Source organism: Coxiella-like endosymbiont, from assembly GCF_030643785.1.
GTDB lineage: Bacteria > Pseudomonadota > Gammaproteobacteria > Coxiellales > Coxiellaceae > Coxiella.
In genome coordinates this window covers 1,280,725-1,298,430 of record NZ_CP094378.1, presented here as the reverse complement: position 1 = coordinate 1,298,430, position 17,706 = coordinate 1,280,725, and the positions used below count along the sequence as shown (strand labels likewise).

Genomic DNA, 17,706 nt, shown 5'->3' with positions numbered 1-17,706 from the left:
CTGCCAGGGGCTTTCGCTCTATACAATGCGAGTTCCTTGATTATCAGTCTGGATAGGCATAATAGAATAGCCGTACTGCTTTGCGAGGTTATTGATCGGGTTATCAGAAACAATCAAAATAGCACCGCCATTATCTCCTTGCACACTCCCCGCGCCGCAGATTTTCGCAGCACCACCCAATTTTTCTACATCCACAATAAAACGATCTATTTTATCGGGAACTACACCAATATTTCTTAGCAATCGGTGGTTTTGTCGAATGCACTTTTTTACGTTATTAAAGTTATGATTTTGTAGTGCTTGATCAAGTTCGTTGGTGACCGATGAAAAATCATCCCCAATAGGACTCTTTTTGAAATAAGATGATGCTTGTGAGATGCATTCCCCACTACTACTCTGCGGTTGTCCTGTTTGTACTAATTGCATTGGAAAGTCTGGAATAGGGCGTTTTTCAAACTGCCCTTTTTCATAACGCAAACATCCCCCATGATAAACCGTATGCACATCCAAGCCGCTGGAGTAACCATGCTGCAAACTTTCCGATTCTACCCCTAATTTGAGATAATCTTCCAAATTGAGATTTATATCCAAAAAGTGGGTGAGTGCGTAAATTAAGCTTACTACGCTGGCGGCTGAAGACCCCATTCCACAACCAACGGGAATATTGGAGTCGGTGACAATATCAATACCTGTCGGCAATTTGCTTTTTAAACGATCTAGCACATTGATAAACGTGAAAAGGGAAAGTTCAAAAGGTTTTTGTAAAACTTCTCGAATATTTAAGTGGCCCAAGCAATATTTTTGGTATTGATTTTTAAGTTTTATTTTTAATTTGCGGAGCGTTTGGAGCGTAACTTCTCGCCTAAAGTCAATACCCATAAAATGGAACGAAAAATGTAAGGGTAATGTCCATCGAACAGTAGCTTCTGTATGTCGATTGATAGCTACGGCTAGTGCCGGGTGGCCATAAACTACAGCGTGCTCACCTGATAAAATCAGTTTGGCAGGCGTCCGTGTTTTTAAGAAATCTTTTTTCATCGCCCAGTTCTCAAGAATTTGCTGGCGCGTGATCTCTACTAGGTTGATTAGCCTTACGCTCAAATTTTTCGTGCGCGCGCATGAGTTCGCCCGGATTCGTTTGTGCTGCAAGTAAGGATAGTTCTCCACACCAGACGGTAGCAGCAACAATAATAGCCAATCGCCGAGCATTTTGACCGGGTTGTGAATTATCCAAACAGCCTAAAAGGCGTAAATGTTTTTTAACAAAATCGTGATGTTTTCCATTGCCCACAGTGCCCACAATAATATTAGGTAGCGTAACAGAAAAATAGAGGTCGCCGTTGCGCACTTTAGCGTGAGTGAACCCTTGAGAGCCTTCGACGATATTAGCAACGTCTTGCCCCGTCGCGAGGTAAATAGCGTAGAGCAAATTAGCAAAATGCGCATTTGCAGTGCGCAAACCCCCTGAAACGATTGAACCCATTAAATTCTTTTTAATATGAAGATTAATCAAGGCTTCTGGTGTAGTTTTCAAGCGCTCTTGACACACAGCGCGGGGAATTAACATATCAGCAATAACGTATTTGCCCCGACCTAATAAGCCGTTGATAGCAGATACCTTCTTGTCTACGCAGATATTACCCGAAATGGAGACGTATTTGAGGCTGGGGTAGTTTTCCAGGAGCCAATTAATCACTGCATCCGCTGCTTTGGTCAGCATATTATGTCCAGAAGCGTCGCCCGTTGTAGCTTCGAGACGCAGGAACAAAAGGTTACCTACTACTTGGGTGTGCCAGCTTACATTGCGGCAAAAACGACTGGTGCTGGAAACAACTTGTGCGATCGCTTCGTTCTTGTTGAGTTCATTCAGTACGAGCATTACCGAATGTGCGTCCTCGCCCTCCAATAAAATAGAACGAGTCATCCGGTCATCAAATATCGTGCATTGGAGGCCAGCACATTTCCGGGTAACGCTGGCTCCGCGATTGGTCGAAGGCCACATAGGAGTTTCGAAAGTAGCGAGACGAACCTCAACTTCGGTATTTACTTCAGAACCAATAATTTTAATCGGCCCAATAGTTTTAACAGGAATTGGTATCGTTTCTTGCATGCCCGCATGATACACAAAGCAAGAAGACAATACTACTTTGTTAGGCGGTCAAGGACTGTAATCGTCGGGAGGTGACATTCACGATATCGCCTAAGGCGGGTACCTTCTTCTAAATGTTCCTGATTGCCGAGGATGCCGAGGATGATGGGCCCACTGGAGAGGCCAAAGCTTAGGAGAATGGGGGAAAACGACGACCGGCCGCCTTTTCAAGTTCCTTAGGGTGCCGTGTGAGAGCACCTGGAGGATACGAATTGAATAAAATAAAAAGGATTTCCTTCTGTTTTCTCTTGGCAGATTATCGCTAATTCTTCCACATCATCGACCGATCGATAGAAACTATCACTGAGCCAATGTTGTAGATTCTGAAGTGTTAGAGGTTTTAAATTAAGTTCAACGAACGAACTGACCGGGTATTGTCTTTGAGAACAATTGAATAGCAGTAACGGAAAAGTCCATTGCCAATCATCAAGAAAGAGTGTCAATGGTTTTAAATATAAGAAGCAGAAATTCAAAGAAATTCTGAGAAGGTGTATTTAAATCGCATCTCGAGCACTTCAGCACTTAAGAATTCTGTACTGATCGTACTGGGAAAATCCTTCATTGGGCTTGTGATCGGCGGTCGTGAGAAGAGTGAGTTTGATGAGGACAGGGTTGTTGGGAGTCAAAGGCTTTAGTAGATAGCCAGAGATTTCTAAAGGGTCCATCGGCGCCATCCGTTGTCTTTCCTAGATTTTTTCACGTACTTCTATTGTACCTCTGCTGGTGTAGAAGGCTAGTATAGAAGGGGGTAACGGTTCTTAATGTGTAAACTGTTTCTCCTACTTCATTTTACTTTCATTCTTCATTTTACTTTCATTAAAAAAGTGAGATTTTAGGTGAGATTTTTGGATTGATTGACCGTAGCCTTGCTCTTGAAGCTGAGATACAAATTTTTTTGTTGTTGAATAGAAATTTTTCCTATCAGTAACAGAGTCTTAATAAGCCTTAGAGAGGGTGGTTTAGAGGTGGTTCTTTGGATCACATACTCCATATACTCATTGTCTTCTTAAATATTCCTAATATATATATAATATATATATTATTATTTATTATATTATTATTTATTATTCTCTCACATTTTTGCATATTTAGATCAAAATATTGATTAAATAATCACTTGTTATCACTTGTTACTATTATTAGGAATAGGAATTAAAAGATGAAAAAAATTGAAGTCCACGCATTGAAAAAAAATTATCAGGAACCTGTCTTGCAAGGGGTTTCCTTTTCCGCTCAATCGGGAGACGTTGTTGCTTTGTTGGGGGATAGCGGGGCTGGAAAGAGTACACTGCTTCGATGCCTCAATTTACTTGAGATCCCGGATAGTGGTCGCATAGTTATTAACGGACTTCAGTTCCATTTTTCATCTAAAATAAAAAAACTCACGCGAAAAACTCTCATTGCTTTGCGTAGTAAAGTAGGAATGGTGTTCCAGCAATTTCATTTATGGACCCATCAAACCATTCTACAAAATTTGATTGAAGCGCCTCAGCAAGTGTTGAAAATGTCTAAAATACAGACCATCGAAAAGGCAAAATTATTGTTAGATCAAGTGGGAATTTTATCTAAACAAAATGAATATCCTGCACGATTGTCGGGCGGACAGCAGCAGCGGGCCGCTATTGCTCGAGCTTTGATGATGGAGCCTGAAATTATGTTATTTGATGAACCAACCTCGGCATTAGATCCTAAAATGATTACCGCAATGCGAGAATTAATTCAAAACTTGGCGGAAAAAGGGATGACGATTGTGATTGCTACTCATGAAATTAAATTTGCACGTGAGGTTGCCCATAAAACTATTTTTCTCCATGAAGGTAAAATTGGCGAAGAGGGTGAAACAAAAGAAATGTTTGATTCGCCAAAAACTCGTATTTTTGGAAATTTTATAGAATCAGCGGAGGATTTCGGTAAAAACAATTGAAAACAATTAGAAAATATTTTGTTATTTCATTGATTTCATTGATCGGCATGACTTGTTTATTAATAAACAGTCTTTTTGTTGCTTGTGCTTTTGCAAGTTCTAATGTCATTAAATTTGCCACCGAAGCGACGTATCCGCCCTATGTTTATGTAGATGCATCTGGGCAAGTACAGGGCTTCGGAGCTGATATCGTTCGAGCGCTTTGTAAACAAATGAAAGTGGTGTGCACAATTAGCAACCAGCCTTGGGACAGTTTAATTCCTAGTTTAAATGTAGGGAAATTTGATGCCGTATTTGGAGGAATTAACATCACGGATGCTCGAAAAAAGAGGTTGATTTTACTGAATCCTATTACAGTAACACTATTAATTTTATTGCCGATAAAAAAGAGCATTTGACTTTATCGCCAAGTAGTTTGCGAGGAAAAATTATTGGTGTTCAAGGGGGTACGTCCTTTGATACGTATTTGCAGCAAGTTTACGGGAATCTTATTACAATTCAACGATATAACAGTGAACAAGAAGCCCTGATGGACTTAACATATGGGCGGGATGATATAGTGGTTGGTGATACCCCTTTGATTATGGAGTGGTTAAAACAAAGTGGCCAAGGCGAATATGATTTAGTGGGTAAGCCTATTAATGACACTAGATATTTTGGACAAGGGGTAGGCATCGCAGTCAAAAGAGGAAATCAATCTTTATTGGATGCTTTAAACAAAGCATTGGGAGACATTAAAGCTAATGGAACTTATGTGGCTATTGTACACAAATATTTTGGAAACCAGCGATGAATGGACTAGAAAGTTTTAGCTCACAATTAATTAAAGGCTCTGTAGTAACAATAACCTTATCCTTATGTGCTCTCGTGTTTGGAATGGCTTTAGCTATTTTGTTTACGTTAACGGAATTCAGTCACTTGAAATTTTTTAAAAAAATTGTGGCTGGTATAACTATTTTTATTCGAGGATTGCCAGAATTATTGATTTTATTTGCTGTTTATTTTGGGAGTTCGGTGTTGTTAAGTGAACTTTTTCACCATTCTGTCCAAGTAAGCAGTTTTTATGCTGGAGTGATTGCATTAGGTCTGATTTTTGCTGCATACGCTACTCAAACTCTACGTGGTGCTTTATTAGCGATTCCAAAAGGCCAAACAGAAGCAGGAGAGGCTTTAGGGCTCTCGGGTATTATAATTTTTAAAAAAATCATTTTGCCGCAAGCCTGGCGACATGCACTTCCTGGTTTAGGAAATTTGTGGTTAGTCTTATTAAAAGACAGTGCGTTAGTTGCCCTTATTGGATTGGGCGAATTAATGAGTACAGCAAGGTTGGCCGCTAGTACCACACAAGAACCCTTTAGATTTTATGTAGTTGCCGCGTTGTTATTTTTAATTCTCACCTCTATTTCCCAATTCGGATTAAAAATTTTTGATAAAAATAGTGATAATTAAAAATATTTATAATAAGGTACAACGCGTATGACCATTTTGGCGTATCTCTCACAATTGTTGTCCGGCGCAGTGATTACCGTAGAATTAATGCTATCAGCTTTAACATGCGGCTTATTTTTAGCCTTGTTTTTCACAACTTGTGCTGAGAGCGATTGTTCTTTGTTAAAAGGCTTGATTAAAGGATTTGTTTTTATTATTCGCGGGACTCCTTTATTAGTTCAAATTTTTATTATTTATTATGGAAGTGGTCAATTTCATTGGTTACACGAAACGATTTTATGGGTAGTATTAAAAAAGCCTTTTGGTTGTGGAGTAGTTGCATTAGCACTTAATACGAGTGCTTATACGTATGTTTTATTACGAGGTGCTATTCATTCTGTTCCAATGGGAGAAATCGAAGCTGCTAAAGCTTTGGGACTTTCCCGATGGCAACTTTACAAACGGATTGTAATTCCGCGTGCAGCTCGGATTGCTTTGCCCGCTTACTCCAATGAGGTCATCATGATTTTAAAGGGAACTTCTTTAGCAGGTACGATTACCTTAATGGATGTTATGGGAGTTACTCGTCAGCTAATTTCGATGACTTACGAAGTTATTCCTTTATTTTTGCTTGCAGGGATTATTTACTTTTTTTAAATGCCGTGATTATGGGTATATTTTATTTTTTTGAAAAGAAATTGGCTTATCAACATTAAGAAAATAATATGGACCGAGAAACATCGTTCTTGTTTTCTAATGTTCGGACGCAAGAAGATATTTATCATAAAGTTATGAAGCATTTAAGAAACTTTTTACTCGGTTGTCTGAAGAAGCTTTTTCGATGCGGTCGAACCGCGGGGATGACCACCTTAACAAGAGGAAGACACGGCGTTATAGTAAAGTAGTAGAGGGTTTGTCTGAAGCAGGTGAGGCATAATACCCTATTTAATTGGGAATCCTTCTTTGCCATGTTCTATCCATGTTCTATTCTTTAAGTCTAGGACAAGATGAGGTTGAAAAAATAATATCTGGCGCAGGTAATCAAAAATTAGAATGGGAGCATATCACTAGTTATCGCTTTTTTCTGTATTACCTACTTTCTATAAAGCTATTTCTTACTCGAGCACAATTTTAAATTTGTTGTTAATGCTGATGGTTCCAAGAACTATTAAATGGATGAAAGGTTTTGAACTGAAAGATCAGCTTTTCATCCTTGTAAAAAGCAGATTGTGGGGGGCGAGATAAATTGAAATCGATTCAAATTTTCGTGATATAAGAAAAAAATCCCGGATCGTCTTCATTCGCAAGCACTTATTTTTTCTAAATGATAAGGTTAAGCCATTTATTAATACCATTTATTAATAGCGGGTTTATTACAAATATTTTCTACAACTGCTGTGGAGACTTTGGAAGAATACCATTTGGAAATGGAGAGAGGCCTTTCAAGACGAGGTCGCCTCAGTCCTTCTCAATAATCCTTCTTAATCGAGACAGGGAAACCAGTGTTCTTAAAAAATCTCTTTGGCCAGGAGGATAATTTTTCTCCGGCGAGTTATTGATTCCCTCTATTATCCTCGTCCTCAGGAATTTTATTAGCAGTATTTTTCGCGTTATAGAAATTTTTGTTAGTATTTTTGTTAGTATTAGTGCGCTTTGGATATTCTGAAGGGTGTTCAAATTCAGAGTCCATAAAGGGTAAAGGGGATAAGGGGAGTGGAGTGGACATCGGCAGCTGGTTGATATCAACCCTATCACCCGCTGGTGCAGAGGACGAAGTCTCCGACTGTTGCATGTGGTATCCAGAATGACCATCTTGGCCGCTACCTCGATAATGATCTTGGTGCCCACCCCGAGTACCCCGACGTGAACGGCTGCTATGGCCGCTTCGAGGATGATAGCGTTTGGCGCCGCCCGAGCGACCACCCCAGGATGAGGGTCTACGAGGGCGCTCTCCCGAATAGTGTCTTCTTTCTTCACCCCTTCGAGGTGATTGTGTTACCTGCTGAGGGGGGATGGAGGATTTTCTAGGCGAGTATTTTGCCTCTTCTTCAGCACCGAACATCTTTGCCATTAGGCGCTTAAACAAGCCGCCGCTGGGTGTTTTGCGTGTGGCAGCTGCTGTAGGAGGGGTTTCTTCTGTAGACAAGAATTGTTGAATCGCCGGTTCTGGTAGTAGCGGTTTAATTTCTTGTTTTTGGGGCGTTTCAGTTTTAAAAACTTTGGCCAATTTATAACTTGGCATCCCTTTGCCGTGTTCCAGACTCGCCGGATCAATTTTAATCTGCTTTAATTGATAAAGCGGCGTTTCCATGTATTGATTAGAAATAATCGTTATTTTTACAGGATAATGTTTTTCAATACCCCTTAAAATTTCTCGTTTTTCATTAATTAAATAAATGGCTAAATCCACGGGTGCCTGTAATTGGAAATGGATATTCTTAGCTTTAGAAGCTTGTTCCTGAATTAAATGAATAATTGAAAGTCCCAGGGATTCTATACTGCGAATGGTGCCTTCACCATCACAGCGAGGGCAGGCTATTTGAGTTGATCGAGTCAGGGAAGAACGCAATCGCTGGCGGGACATTTCCAATAAACCGAATCGCGAAATCCGTCCAATTTGGATGCGGGCGCGGTCTTGCTTCAAAGCATTACGTAAACAATTTTCAACTTCCCGCTGATTACGAATGGGTGTCATATCAATAAAATCGATGACAATGAGGCCACCGATATCGCGAATACGCAATTGACGAGCAATCTCTTCGGCGGCTTCTAAATTCGTGGAAAGTGCTGTTTCTTCAATACTTGCTCCGCGAGTAGCTCGTGCTGAATTAATATCAATGGCTACGAGTGCTTCGCTGTGATCAATAATCAACGATCCACCGGACGGAAGTCGGACTTCACGCTGGTGAGCATTTTCAATTTGTTGTTCGATTTGGAATCTACTAAAGAGAGGTAATTGATCGGGATAAAGCTTTAAACGCTCAATGAATTGGGGGCGAATCTGACTGATATAATAGCAAGCATTTTGATAGGATTGCTCATTATCAATAAGGATTTCTTCAATATCCTGACGCAGGTAGTCGCGAATGGCACGGATGATGACATCGCTTTCTTGATGAATAAGGTAAGGACCCGGTTTAGCTACTGCTGCTTGTTTAATAGCTTCCCAACAGCGCAATAAGATTTTTAAGTCCCACTCGAGTTCTTCTTTTGCGCGCCCAAGCCCCGCAGTGCGTATAATTAAGCCCATTCCTTCGGGGAGGCTCAATTGACTAATAGTTTCCCGCAATTGATCACGTTCTTCCCCTTCAATTCGACGCGAAATACCACCAGCCCGCGGGTTATTAGGCATCAGAACTAAAAAAGACCCTGCTAAACTGATAAACGTGGTCAGTGCCGCTCCTTTTGTTCCCCGTTCTTCCTTGTCCACTTGAACGACGAGCTCTTGACCAACTTTAAGTACCCGATTGATATCAATGGTATCAAGCTCTTGTGACATATCTTGGAGAAAATACTCGCGGGAAATTTCTTTTAAAGGCAAGAATCCATGTCGTTCGCCACTATAATTAACAAACACTGCTCCTAAGCTAGGTTCGATGCTGGTAATAATGCCTTTATAGATATTAGATTTTTTTGTTCTTGGCCAGGGATTTCAATATCAAGATCAACCAGTTTGAAATTTTCAGTAATTGCTACGCGCACCTCATTGAGCTGAGTTGCGTTAATCAGCATTCTTTTCATTTGTGCAACCTATTCTCTTAGGGCGCTCAACCGTAAGCTTGGGCTTGGAGATTCGCCGAGAAACCGCTTTTGGGAGCCGCCGTGTTAAATACAAAATAATCAGTTTGTTCTATTGGAGCTAGTACATGATAAAATCTATCGTTTTGCAGTTGGTAATTTGCGTTTCTATTGAGTGTCCATTCCTGTGAATTAAGACACAAACCCGGAATATAAACTATCTCATTCTGCAGGATCCCCTTGGGAGATAGCAGGACTAAGTTGATATAGCTGACTTTTTTCGCACCAATTTCTCACATTTCTATGTCATGATATCATGACAGACAGGCCGACTATAGCAGGCTTTGTTCTATAAAACCAATATAGTTTATAACTTAAAAGGATTCTATATTTTGACCCTAATTGGCATTATAATTGATGATTCTCATACTGGGCAACGATTGGACAATTTTCTAATTAACCGTTTAAAGGGGATACCTTCGGCTCGGATTTATCGTGCTATTCGAAAGGGTGAAGTAAGAGTAAACAAAAAACGGATGAGTGCCGATTATCGACTCACCATCGGCGATTCGGTATGTGTACCCCTTTTGCACCAATCGACTGTAAAAAAACCGCTAACACCTGATAAATCTTTATTAATGTCGCTTGAAATGCGTATTCTTGTCGAAGAGGCTGATTTGTTAGTTATTGATAAACCCGCTGGCTTGCCTGTACACGGAGGAAGTGGAATTAATGGAGGTCTAATCGAAGCATTACGCATAATGCGGCCTAAAAATCGATTGTTGGAATTGGTACATAGGCTGGATCGAGAAACATCCGGTTGTTTGGTTGTGGCCAAGAAACGCAGCCTTCTCGTGGTACTTCATGCTCTACTGACTCAACGGAAGGTTGTGAAGCAATATCTTTTACTAGTGAGGGGGCTGTGGCAGGGAGGGGAAAAACAAGTCGAAGCCCCTTTAAAAAGGAATATCCTGCAAAGTGGTGAGAGGATGGTAAAAGTCGATGAAAATGGAAAAATGGCATTGACTCTTTTTCGACCAATTGTTTCTTATTCAAATGCCACACTTCTCGAAGCGCGAGCTTTAACAGGTCGCACCCATCAAATTCGGGTCCATGCCGCTCATATGGGTCATCCAATTGCAGGAGATAAAAAGTACGGAGACAAAGTTTTTAATGAAAAAATGAAGGTGTTGGGATTGCGACGATTATTTTTGCATTCTGCAGGAATTGCGTGTCGTTGGGATAGTCGTGTCCTAGGCGTTTGTGCGCTTTTAGATGCTGATTTGTTTCATTTTCTTAAAATTTTAAAATAGGGAGAAATTCACAGTTAAATAGTTTTTAACTAACGATGGTTGCGAGGAATCGTTTTTGAGTGCGATACTATAATTAGGGTTATGGAAAGATTAGGGTTATGAAAGTGCCTATAAGGACTTAGGTATATGTCATTGCTGACATTCACGGGTGAATTGATTTTTTGCGGGCTCCATTCCTTAAAGCTATTAAAAAGGATGCCTCACACCATCCTTTTCGAAATGTTCTTTCTTATTACATTATGAGATTATATTGATATCGGCTCCCATTCTTATCGGGTGATCGAAGCTTTCCTTTTTTTACCCACTTATTTTGAAACTCGATATTTAATATGAAAGCCTGTTTTTAAATTTTATTAAAGATCCTGAAGAAGTTATTCTTTGCCTAAGTAAAGGTGGAGGTGGCTACCTTCAATTAGTTATGGATCTGATGTGACGGAATTGCCTCAGAATCCAGAGAACCTGTTGGTGGTTCAAGGGAAGATTTTACAGTTGACGCCAAAAAAAGCATCTGGAATTTTTAAAATCGCTTCGGTTGCATTATCAATTAGGAGATTATTTTTTTACCCATGCGGGGGTGTGCGACCTAGGATTTCATTGGACCAGCAAAATGAAGATGATTTGTTATGGATTCGGATTGAATTCTTAAATTCCAAAGAAGATTTTAGAAAAATTATTGTGTACGGACATACCATAGTGAAAACTCCTGAAATACACGTTAATCGAATTGCGTTGGATACGGATCTTTTCATACTTGAAGATTAAGCTGTTTGGTATTGAGTGGCGAGGAACGCTGTTTATTAAAAACTCGTGTTTAATCGTGAATTAGCGTGACTAAATCCAATTGTTGATGATCAAGCCTACGCCAATACTGTTTATAGTGATTATATTCAATTAAACATTGCCCTCCCTCCATACCCGCTAAAGAATTGAATGTAACTATGTAAGCAATCCATCAATAGGAAAAGAATAAGAAAGTTCGATGGCACTACGTTTAAATCGGATTTCAATCGTATTGCGAAACATTAATGAAATGACTTGTTGATGGAACGTCGCAGCAAAAAACCACTCGCCCATATCCCAGAAATTGGCAAATGTCAGGGTTATGAGTATCACTCGAATACGATTTAAAAATTAAAAGCTAGGGTTTTATATCCACCATCCAATGAGACCCTGTAGCCATAAAGTCTAAAAAGACGATTCCAGCTTTTTTCTAATTTGTCTCCCTGACCATTGGATTGATGATTAATTCGAAGAGCTAAACTGTTATGAGAAAAATGATTGCTTAAAAAAGCTGTAGTTCGTAATTCGTTTTGGGAAAAACTGAGACTTAGGGTAAAATTGTCAATAGGAGAGTTGTGTATAGGAGACATTAAGCGAAACGTTACTTCCAAACATTTGTCACATATAACATAAGGAAAATTACAACACTCATTTGGCCTTTAAATTCTTCATTCTTCAGTGGTTCATTTTCAGGCGTGTGGCGTTCATAAATAGATTGGTAATCGCCCAGGAATAAGTATGGTTAGGATGTAAGTGGGTTCATAAAGCTAATCCGCACGAGTTTTTTTAACTTGATATTGTTGAGCTAAACACCTTATAGTGGTAGCATTTTGTTTTTTTATCGTAGTACCTTATATGTTGAGGATTGGTTTTAGTTATAATGTTCTTAGATTTTTTAGGGGGCTGAGAGTCAGTAAGCACTGCATTGGCATAGGAGCTATTTTGAACGAGAGCTATTGCTAAAATAGCAATAAATAATCCCAATTTTCTTATGAGCTCTTTTTCATGTCCGAATAGTACCAAAATTCTTAGCAGATGTAAATTCATTTTCATCGCAATAATTTCTTGAGCTTGGGAAGAGAATAGGTATTAACAACATCTTTTTTCAAGCCAACCATGGGGGGCCCAGGCCACATCAATCTCAAATTTAAGGTAATTCATTTGATTGATGGTATGGGCATCAGTTGAAATTGCCATTTTAACCTCTATTTCTTTAGCTATTTTACAATGAACATCATCTAAGTCTAATTACGTTCGGGTTGGGAATTAATTTCTAGAATGCACCCGTTCGTTTTTACCGCTTCTTTTACCGCTTCAATTAGTCTTTCTACATTAACAGAATAGGGAAATAGGGAATCGCGGCGCCGAATGAGTCGCCCGCTGGGATGGTCTAGTATATTAAAGTATGGGTTTTCTATGGCTCGAAGAATACGTTCAGTTTATTTTTTCGGATAAATTAAATTTGTAATGAATAGAGCAAACTGTTAAATCTAATTCTTTTAAGACTTCGTCTGGAAGGTCTAATTTTCCGTCTTCTAAAATATCGATTTCAATTGATTTCAAAATAGTAAAACCATTGAATTTTTCATTAAGCTTGTCAATAATTTTAATTTGTTCCATAAAGTGATTTATGTTCAAACCTCGTGCCACGGAAAGATGCTATGAATGATCCGTGATGGTGAGATATTCATAACCTTTTTCTTGGGCTGGCTGGGCTAGGTTGCCTTTACCATTTCTTCAATTGAGTAGCGTCCCCGTTTGGTAGCTTTTATATGATAATGCAAATTCCCTTCAATTATCTTTTAAAATGATTAATTTCGGTAATTGATGTTTTAGAGCAGCTTCGATTTCGCCATGATTCTCCAGAAGTTCGGATTCTATATAAGAGATACCAAATAATTCATAAAATTTTTTTTCGGTTTTTCCGGCGATTTGCTTTTTATCTTTGTAAATACAATACTTATTTATTTTCAAATTTTTTTTCATAGCTATTCTGCGGATGGCGATATTATGAGATTTTCATCCCGTGAAATAATTAAGGTAGAACCATAACTTTTTTGTAGGATTACTGGCAAATCAACTTGGACACCAGAATGTAAAACCGCAGTTGAGCGAATGGTCCCGTGAGAAATAACGAGTGATATTCTATCAAATTCAGTAAGGTATTCAATAATTTTTTTACCATTATTAGCAACGTATTAGCAACGGCGATTAGATCGAGGTCACTTACGGTTTCTTTACGTCGTCGATAGCTTCCAGCAAAAGCAATTTTTTTTAATCCCGGGGCTGTTTTTAAATTAAGTTAACAAGAATAAGTTAACAAGGGAACTGAAATTTTTTTCGGCGTCAATCAGTTTAATACGAGGCTTTCCTCGTTCCAAGGCTTTGATGCCTGCTAAGATAAGCTTTTTTATTTTTTCCAAAACCGCGTAAGCCTTCAAATATCAGTATGTGCTAATGCTCTTTTTAAATACGAAAAGAATTCTCTCCTTGAATTTCTAAGAGATCTGCGAGCTTGTTGAGCAGAATAGCAACTCCGAATTGCGAATTTGCAATTCAGCCTTTGAATATTCTTTATTTAGTGTTCAGTAAACCTCTTGATTGTCATTGTGGAAAGTTTGGATCGCCAGTAGAGTTCACTCACTGGTGGCGGTTTGACACCCATCCTGTTCCCATATACCATTGTCTCGTTAGATTTGGATAAGAGAGTAAGCAATTGATTACCATTAAAAATCAATCCCTTTAAGCTTTGCGATCGTCGGAGCAACCTTAGAAGATGAAGTGCCTTTAAAGGAATTAACGCGACTGCTTCCCTTAATGGGAAAGGCGAGGGAAGTGGTAGTGGTTTGTTTTGAGTTTGGCCAAGAAAAGTTTAGGCTTCGTTTTATTAAAAGTGGGTGTCCGGAGGTCCGGAGAGGACCCTATCTCACATTCGAATGCGAACGTTGTAGCGAAGCAGTGAGCTATGATATAAACGTAAAGCCTTGTATAAGACCCGGTGAGAGGGACGATAATAGCGATTGCCCTGTGGCGGGGCCCCCTCGGGCCCCCCGGCCTGAGCCTATGGAATCATTGTTAGTTACCAATCAGAGAGTAACTTTAACAGAACTAATAGAAGAAGAATTATTGCTCAGCTTACCGATGAGCCCCAAGCACGAGCAATGTCATACCTTGGAGTTAGAGAGACAATGGCAGTACAAAAAAGTCGTAAAACTCGTTCAAGACGCGGTATGCGTCGCTCGCATGATGAGCTGTGTGCTCCCGTATTATCCAAAGATCCCGTGACGGGGGAAACGCATTTGTGGCATCATATTAGTCCAGAAGGATATTATAAAGGCCGTGAAGTTATTACTTCAGAAGAGTCTTACGAAGACGAAGAGTAACCATTAATGGTGAAGACATTAGTGGTGAAGACAATAGCACTGGATACTATGGGTGGTGATCACGGTCCCAAAGTTATTGTGCCCGCGGCATTGTCAATTCTTAAGAAATACCCCCATGTCAAACTTCTCTTAGTAGGCAAAGAGGAGCGGCTTAGTCCCTTAATAACAGAGGGTAGTAAATCAGTGAGGGATCGATGGGAAATTGTGCACGCTACTGAGGAGGTAGCAATGGACGAAGTTCCTTCTCAAGCGCTTCGGACGAAGAAAGATTCTTCGATGCGAGTGGCTATAAATTTAGTAAAAGAAGGTCGGGCGCAGGCTTGCGTCAGTGCGGGCAACACCGGTGCTTTGATGGCAACAGCTCGTTATGTTTTCAAAACCTTACCAGGTATTGACCGTCCCGCTATTACTGCTTCGTTTCCCACCAAAAATGAACAGGAAGTTCGGGTTTTGGATTTGGGTGCTAACGTTGATTCCAGCCCTGAAAATTTATACCAATTTGCTGTGATGGGGTCTATTTTAGCAGCGGCTTCTGATAGCATCCCTAACCCCAGAGTGGGATTGCTGAACGTCGGTGAAGAAGAAATTAAAGGGAACGAGCTAGTAAAAAAGGCCAACAAGCTTTTTGAGAAAAGCAAAGCGATTAACTATATTGGGTACGTGGAAGGTGACTCCATCTTTGATAATGTCGCCGATGTGGTTGTCTGTGATGGCTTTGTGGGGAATGTGGTATTAAAAGCTACAGAAGGCGTGGCAAAATTAATTGCGCAATATGCGCGAGAGGCTTTCAAAGAGGCCTGGTGGACTAAATTGGCAGTATTACCCGCTATCCCTATTTTTAAACGCTTAATAAAGAGAGTCGATCCTGGGCGTTATAATGGAGCAACCTTTTTAGGCTTAAATGCGATTGTGATAAAAAGTCACGGTAGTGCCAATGTTAATCCTTTCATTTCGGCTGTGAAAGAAGCCATTCTCGAAGTCAATAAAAATATTCCACAGCTCATTAAAGAAAAAGTGAGCAGTGTGCTTAAGGAGTCTGAGACCTAATGATGTATTCGCGTATTCGGGGAGTTGGTAGCTATATCCCGGAACAAGTCCTCAGCAACGAGGATTTGGAGAAAATGGTAGAAACTTCAGACGAATGGATAATGAAACGGGTAGGCGTGCGAGAGCGCCATATTATCGCTACGAGCCCTGATAACACTACCACGATGGCGGTCAGTGCTTCCAAACGTGCTATTGAAATGTCTGGGATTGACCCTTCCACTATTGATATGGTTATCGTGGGAACGGCTACGGCAGAATATTATTTTCCAAGTACGGCTTGTTTAGTCCAGCGCCATTTAAATTTAAGAGATGATATTCCTGCTTTTGATTTAAATGCGGCGTGTGCAGGATTTGTATATGGATTAAGCGTTGCAGATCAGTATATTTGCACGGGCGGTGCTAAAACCATTTTGGTCATTGGAGTGGATTCGCTAACAAAAATAGTCGATTGGCAAGACCGAAGTACCTGCATTTTATTTGGGGATGGAGCTGGAGCGGTAATTTTGCAAGCCGATAAAGAACCGGGAATCCTAAAAATGATTCTCCACGCTAATGGCAACTACGCAGACTTAATTACTTCTAAAAGTCCTATATGGGATCGCGAATTAAATGAGTTTCCTTTGCGAATGCGGGGTAATGAGGTGTTTAAAGTGGCTGTGACGAAATTAGGAGAAATTGTTGATGAGACTGTGGAAAAGAGCGGCCTTAAAAGATCAGATATTGATTGGTTGATACCTCATCAGGCAAATATGCGGATTATTCAAGCCACAGCTAAACGCCTTGGCTTACCTCTGGAGCGGGTTATTTTAACTATTAAAAAACATGGGAATACCTCTGCTGCTTCTATTCCTTTAGCCTTCGACGTTGCTGTTCGATCCGGCAAAATTCAGCGTGGTGAAACCTTATTGTTAGAAGCCTTTGGAGCAGGATTGGCATGGGGTGCTGCTCTATTAAAGTATTAATTATTAATGGAGAAATATAACAAATGGAGAAATAACAACATGCCTATACCATTTGCTTTAGTATTTCCAGGTCAAGGATCTCAACACCTGGGGATGCTCCGAGAATTAGCTCAAGAGCAACCTTTAGTTAGAGAAACCTTTTACGAAGCATCTTCTGTTCTGGGATATGATTTATGGGCGCTAACCCAACAGGGTCCTCAAGAAAAACTGAACCAAACTCAATTTACCCAACCCGCTCTGTTGGTAGTCGATGTCGCTATTTTTCGGTGTTGGGAGGATTTAGGGGGTTTCCGCCTCAAGCGATGGCTGGTCATAGTTTAGGGGAATACGCAGCCTTGGTTTGCGCGAAAGCAGTGAGATTTGCAGATGCTGTTCAATTAGTAGAAAGCCGAGGTCGCTACATGCAAGAGGCGGTGCCACCAGGTGAAGGAGCAATGGGAGCGATTATTGGTTTAAGTGAATCGCAGATCGAAGCGATATGCGAAAAATCGGCCCAGAGCGCGGTTGTGAGGCCTGCCAATTTAAATTCTCCTGCTCAAACGGTAATATCTGGAGATGCATTGGCTGTGGAACGTGCTCTTGCGTTGGCTAAAACTGAGGGCGCTAAAATTGCTAAACGCATTCCCGTCAGTGTGCCTTCTCACTCCCCTTTGATGCAGCCGGCGGCTCAACGTCTTGCGCGGGATTTAGCCGGGGTAACCATGATTTCGCCTACGATTCCTGTGATCCACAATATAGATGTCACTGAGCATCAGGGGGCCGAGGCAATTCGCACTGCGTTGGTGAAGCAACTCGTAGATCCTGTGCGATGGGTAGAAACTATCCAAAAAATGGTAAAGCGTGGAATAAAATTCTTTGGAGAGTGCGGTCCGGATAATAAATTAGCAGGTTTGAATAAGCGCATCGAACGCCGAAGTGAAACATTCCCACTGACAACGACAGAGTTAATTTTAGCTGCCTTAGAGCGGATGAAGTAAAAAAA

16 protein-coding genes and 3 pseudogenes are annotated in these 17,706 nt (G+C 40.4%); 12 read left to right on the top strand and 7 right to left on the bottom strand.

All coding sequences use genetic code 11. The features are described from left to right. Window positions 1-18 precede the first annotated feature (18 nt). Both mvk and MRH55_RS06570 read right to left on the bottom strand, forming a co-directional pair. The gene (gene mvk, locus MRH55_RS06575) at window positions 19-1,038 is read right to left on the bottom strand and encodes a mevalonate kinase (RefSeq protein ID WP_304985388.1); all 1,020 of its coding nucleotides are present in this window, start codon (window positions 1,036-1,038) and stop codon (window positions 19-21) included. Window positions 1,039-1,048: 10 nt separating this feature from the next. Then, the gene (locus MRH55_RS06570; protein ID WP_304986163.1) at window positions 1,049-2,110 is read right to left on the bottom strand and encodes a hydroxymethylglutaryl-coenzyme A reductase family protein; all 1,062 of its coding nucleotides are present in this window, start codon (window positions 2,108-2,110) and stop codon (window positions 1,049-1,051) included. Window positions 2,111-3,308: 1,198 nt separating this feature from the next. Between MRH55_RS06570 and MRH55_RS06565 the strand changes: the two genes are divergently transcribed. From MRH55_RS06565 to MRH55_RS06545, 4 genes and pseudogenes are all read left to right on the top strand, one after another. Next, entirely contained in the window at window positions 3,309-4,073 is a 765-nt protein-coding gene (locus MRH55_RS06565) for an amino acid ABC transporter ATP-binding protein (protein ID WP_304985387.1), read from the top strand. Window positions 4,074-4,120: 47 nt separating this feature from the next. Beyond that, window positions 4,121-4,866, top strand: a pseudogene (locus MRH55_RS07935) (transporter substrate-binding domain-containing protein). Next, on the top strand, window positions 4,863-5,522 hold the full coding sequence (locus MRH55_RS06550) for an ABC transporter permease (protein WP_304985385.1): 660 nt from the start codon (window positions 4,863-4,865) through the stop codon (window positions 5,520-5,522). The pseudogene MRH55_RS07935 and the gene MRH55_RS06550 overlap by 4 nt, the downstream one beginning before the upstream one ends. A gap of 27 nt (window positions 5,523-5,549) precedes the next feature. Continuing rightward, window positions 5,550-6,217 (top strand): annotated as a pseudogene (locus tag MRH55_RS06545) (ABC transporter permease). A gap of 1,325 nt (window positions 6,218-7,542) precedes the next feature. Here the strand turns inward: MRH55_RS06545 and MRH55_RS06540 are convergent. Further along, window positions 7,543-9,242 (bottom strand): annotated as a pseudogene (locus tag MRH55_RS06540) (Rne/Rng family ribonuclease); the annotation flags it as partial. A 389-nt stretch (window positions 9,243-9,631) separates the two neighbouring features. Here MRH55_RS06540 and MRH55_RS06535 point away from each other — a divergent pair. Both MRH55_RS06535 and MRH55_RS06530 read left to right on the top strand, forming a co-directional pair. Beyond that, a complete protein-coding gene (locus MRH55_RS06535) occupies window positions 9,632-10,552 on the top strand; it encodes an RluA family pseudouridine synthase (RefSeq protein ID WP_304985384.1) in 921 nt (306 codons plus the stop codon). A gap of 576 nt (window positions 10,553-11,128) precedes the next feature. Further along, complete coding sequence (locus tag MRH55_RS06530) at window positions 11,129-11,314, top strand: hypothetical protein (protein ID WP_304985383.1); 186 nt, start codon at window positions 11,129-11,131, stop codon at window positions 11,312-11,314. A 174-nt stretch (window positions 11,315-11,488) separates the two neighbouring features. Here MRH55_RS06530 and MRH55_RS06525 read toward each other — a convergent pair whose 3' ends face one another. From MRH55_RS06525 to MRH55_RS06510, 4 genes are all read right to left on the bottom strand, one after another. Then, window positions 11,489-11,626, bottom strand: a complete 138-nt coding sequence (locus MRH55_RS06525; RefSeq protein WP_304985382.1) for a hypothetical protein — start codon at window positions 11,624-11,626, stop codon at window positions 11,489-11,491. 50 nt (window positions 11,627-11,676) lie between these two features. After that, on the bottom strand, window positions 11,677-11,922 hold the full coding sequence (locus MRH55_RS06520; RefSeq protein ID WP_304985381.1) for a phospholipase A: 246 nt from the start codon (window positions 11,920-11,922) through the stop codon (window positions 11,677-11,679). An 844-nt stretch (window positions 11,923-12,766) separates the two neighbouring features. Then, window positions 12,767-12,970 carry a PHP domain-containing protein gene (locus tag MRH55_RS06515; protein WP_304985380.1) on the bottom strand — a complete coding sequence of 68 codons (204 nt, stop codon included), beginning with the start codon at window positions 12,968-12,970 and terminating at the stop codon, window positions 12,767-12,769. A 153-nt stretch (window positions 12,971-13,123) separates the two neighbouring features. Continuing rightward, window positions 13,124-13,318 carry a hypothetical protein gene (locus tag MRH55_RS06510; protein ID WP_304985379.1) on the bottom strand — a complete coding sequence of 65 codons (195 nt, stop codon included), beginning with the start codon at window positions 13,316-13,318 and terminating at the stop codon, window positions 13,124-13,126. A gap of 831 nt (window positions 13,319-14,149) precedes the next feature. Between MRH55_RS06510 and MRH55_RS07930 the strand changes: the two genes are divergently transcribed. The 6 genes from MRH55_RS07930 to MRH55_RS06485 are packed head-to-tail and all read left to right on the top strand — an operon-like array spanning window position 14,150 to window position 17,701. Next, window positions 14,150-14,617, top strand: coding sequence for a YceD family protein (locus MRH55_RS07930; protein WP_369421552.1), 468 nt, complete (start codon window positions 14,150-14,152; stop codon window positions 14,615-14,617). Beyond that, window positions 14,563-14,715: a 50S ribosomal protein L32 gene (gene rpmF / locus MRH55_RS06505; RefSeq protein ID WP_369421136.1), complete on the top strand. Its 153-nt coding sequence runs from the start codon at window positions 14,563-14,565 to the stop codon at window positions 14,713-14,715. Before MRH55_RS07930 ends, rpmF begins: the two co-directional genes overlap by 55 nt. A gap of 21 nt (window positions 14,716-14,736) precedes the next feature. Continuing rightward, the gene (gene plsX / locus MRH55_RS06500; protein WP_304986161.1) at window positions 14,737-15,762 is read left to right on the top strand and encodes a phosphate acyltransferase PlsX; all 1,026 of its coding nucleotides are present in this window, start codon (window positions 14,737-14,739) and stop codon (window positions 15,760-15,762) included. After that, entirely contained in the window at window positions 15,762-16,724 is a 963-nt protein-coding gene (locus MRH55_RS06495) for a beta-ketoacyl-ACP synthase III (protein WP_304985377.1), read from the top strand. Before plsX ends, MRH55_RS06495 begins: the two co-directional genes overlap by 1 nt. Before the next feature lie 39 nt (window positions 16,725-16,763). Further along, window positions 16,764-17,045 (top strand): ACP S-malonyltransferase, encoded by a 282-nt coding sequence (locus MRH55_RS06490; protein WP_304985376.1) that lies wholly within the window; start codon window positions 16,764-16,766, stop codon window positions 17,043-17,045. Next, the gene (locus MRH55_RS06485) at window positions 17,027-17,701 is read left to right on the top strand and encodes an ACP S-malonyltransferase (RefSeq protein ID WP_304985374.1); all 675 of its coding nucleotides are present in this window, start codon (window positions 17,027-17,029) and stop codon (window positions 17,699-17,701) included. The genes MRH55_RS06490 and MRH55_RS06485 overlap by 19 nt, the downstream gene beginning before the upstream one ends. Window positions 17,702-17,706 lie beyond the last annotated feature (5 nt).

What these genes read in the sequence shown, in the direction of transcription:
- mvk (WP_304985388.1), bottom strand. Translation starts at nt 1,038, where the DNA reads ATGAAAAAAGATTTCTTAAAAACACGGACGCCTGCCAAACTGATTTTA.
- MRH55_RS06570 (WP_304986163.1), bottom strand. Translation starts at nt 2,110, where the DNA reads ATGCAAGAAACGATACCAATTCCTGTTAAAACTATTGGGCCGATTAAA.
- MRH55_RS06565 (WP_304985387.1), top strand. Translation starts at nt 3,309, where the DNA reads ATGAAAAAAATTGAAGTCCACGCATTGAAAAAAAATTATCAGGAACCT.
- MRH55_RS06550 (WP_304985385.1), top strand. Translation starts at nt 4,863, where the DNA reads ATGAATGGACTAGAAAGTTTTAGCTCACAATTAATTAAAGGCTCTGTA.
- MRH55_RS06525 (WP_304985382.1), bottom strand. Translation starts at nt 11,626, where the DNA reads ATGGGCGAGTGGTTTTTTGCTGCGACGTTCCATCAACAAGTCATTTCA.
- MRH55_RS06520 (WP_304985381.1), bottom strand. Translation starts at nt 11,922, where the DNA reads ATGTCTCCTATACACAACTCTCCTATTGACAATTTTACCCTAAGTCTC.
- MRH55_RS06510 (WP_304985379.1), bottom strand. Translation starts at nt 13,318, where the DNA reads ATGAAAAAAAATTTGAAAATAAATAAGTATTGTATTTACAAAGATAAA.
- MRH55_RS07930 (WP_369421552.1), top strand. Translation starts at nt 14,150, where the DNA reads ATGGGAAAGGCGAGGGAAGTGGTAGTGGTTTGTTTTGAGTTTGGCCAA.
- rpmF (WP_369421136.1), top strand. Translation starts at nt 14,563, where the DNA reads ATGCGTCGCTCGCATGATGAGCTGTGTGCTCCCGTATTATCCAAAGAT.
- MRH55_RS06495 (WP_304985377.1), top strand. Translation starts at nt 15,762, where the DNA reads ATGATGTATTCGCGTATTCGGGGAGTTGGTAGCTATATCCCGGAACAA.
- MRH55_RS06490 (WP_304985376.1), top strand. Translation starts at nt 16,764, where the DNA reads ATGCCTATACCATTTGCTTTAGTATTTCCAGGTCAAGGATCTCAACAC.
- MRH55_RS06485 (WP_304985374.1), top strand. Translation starts at nt 17,027, where the DNA reads ATGGCTGGTCATAGTTTAGGGGAATACGCAGCCTTGGTTTGCGCGAAA.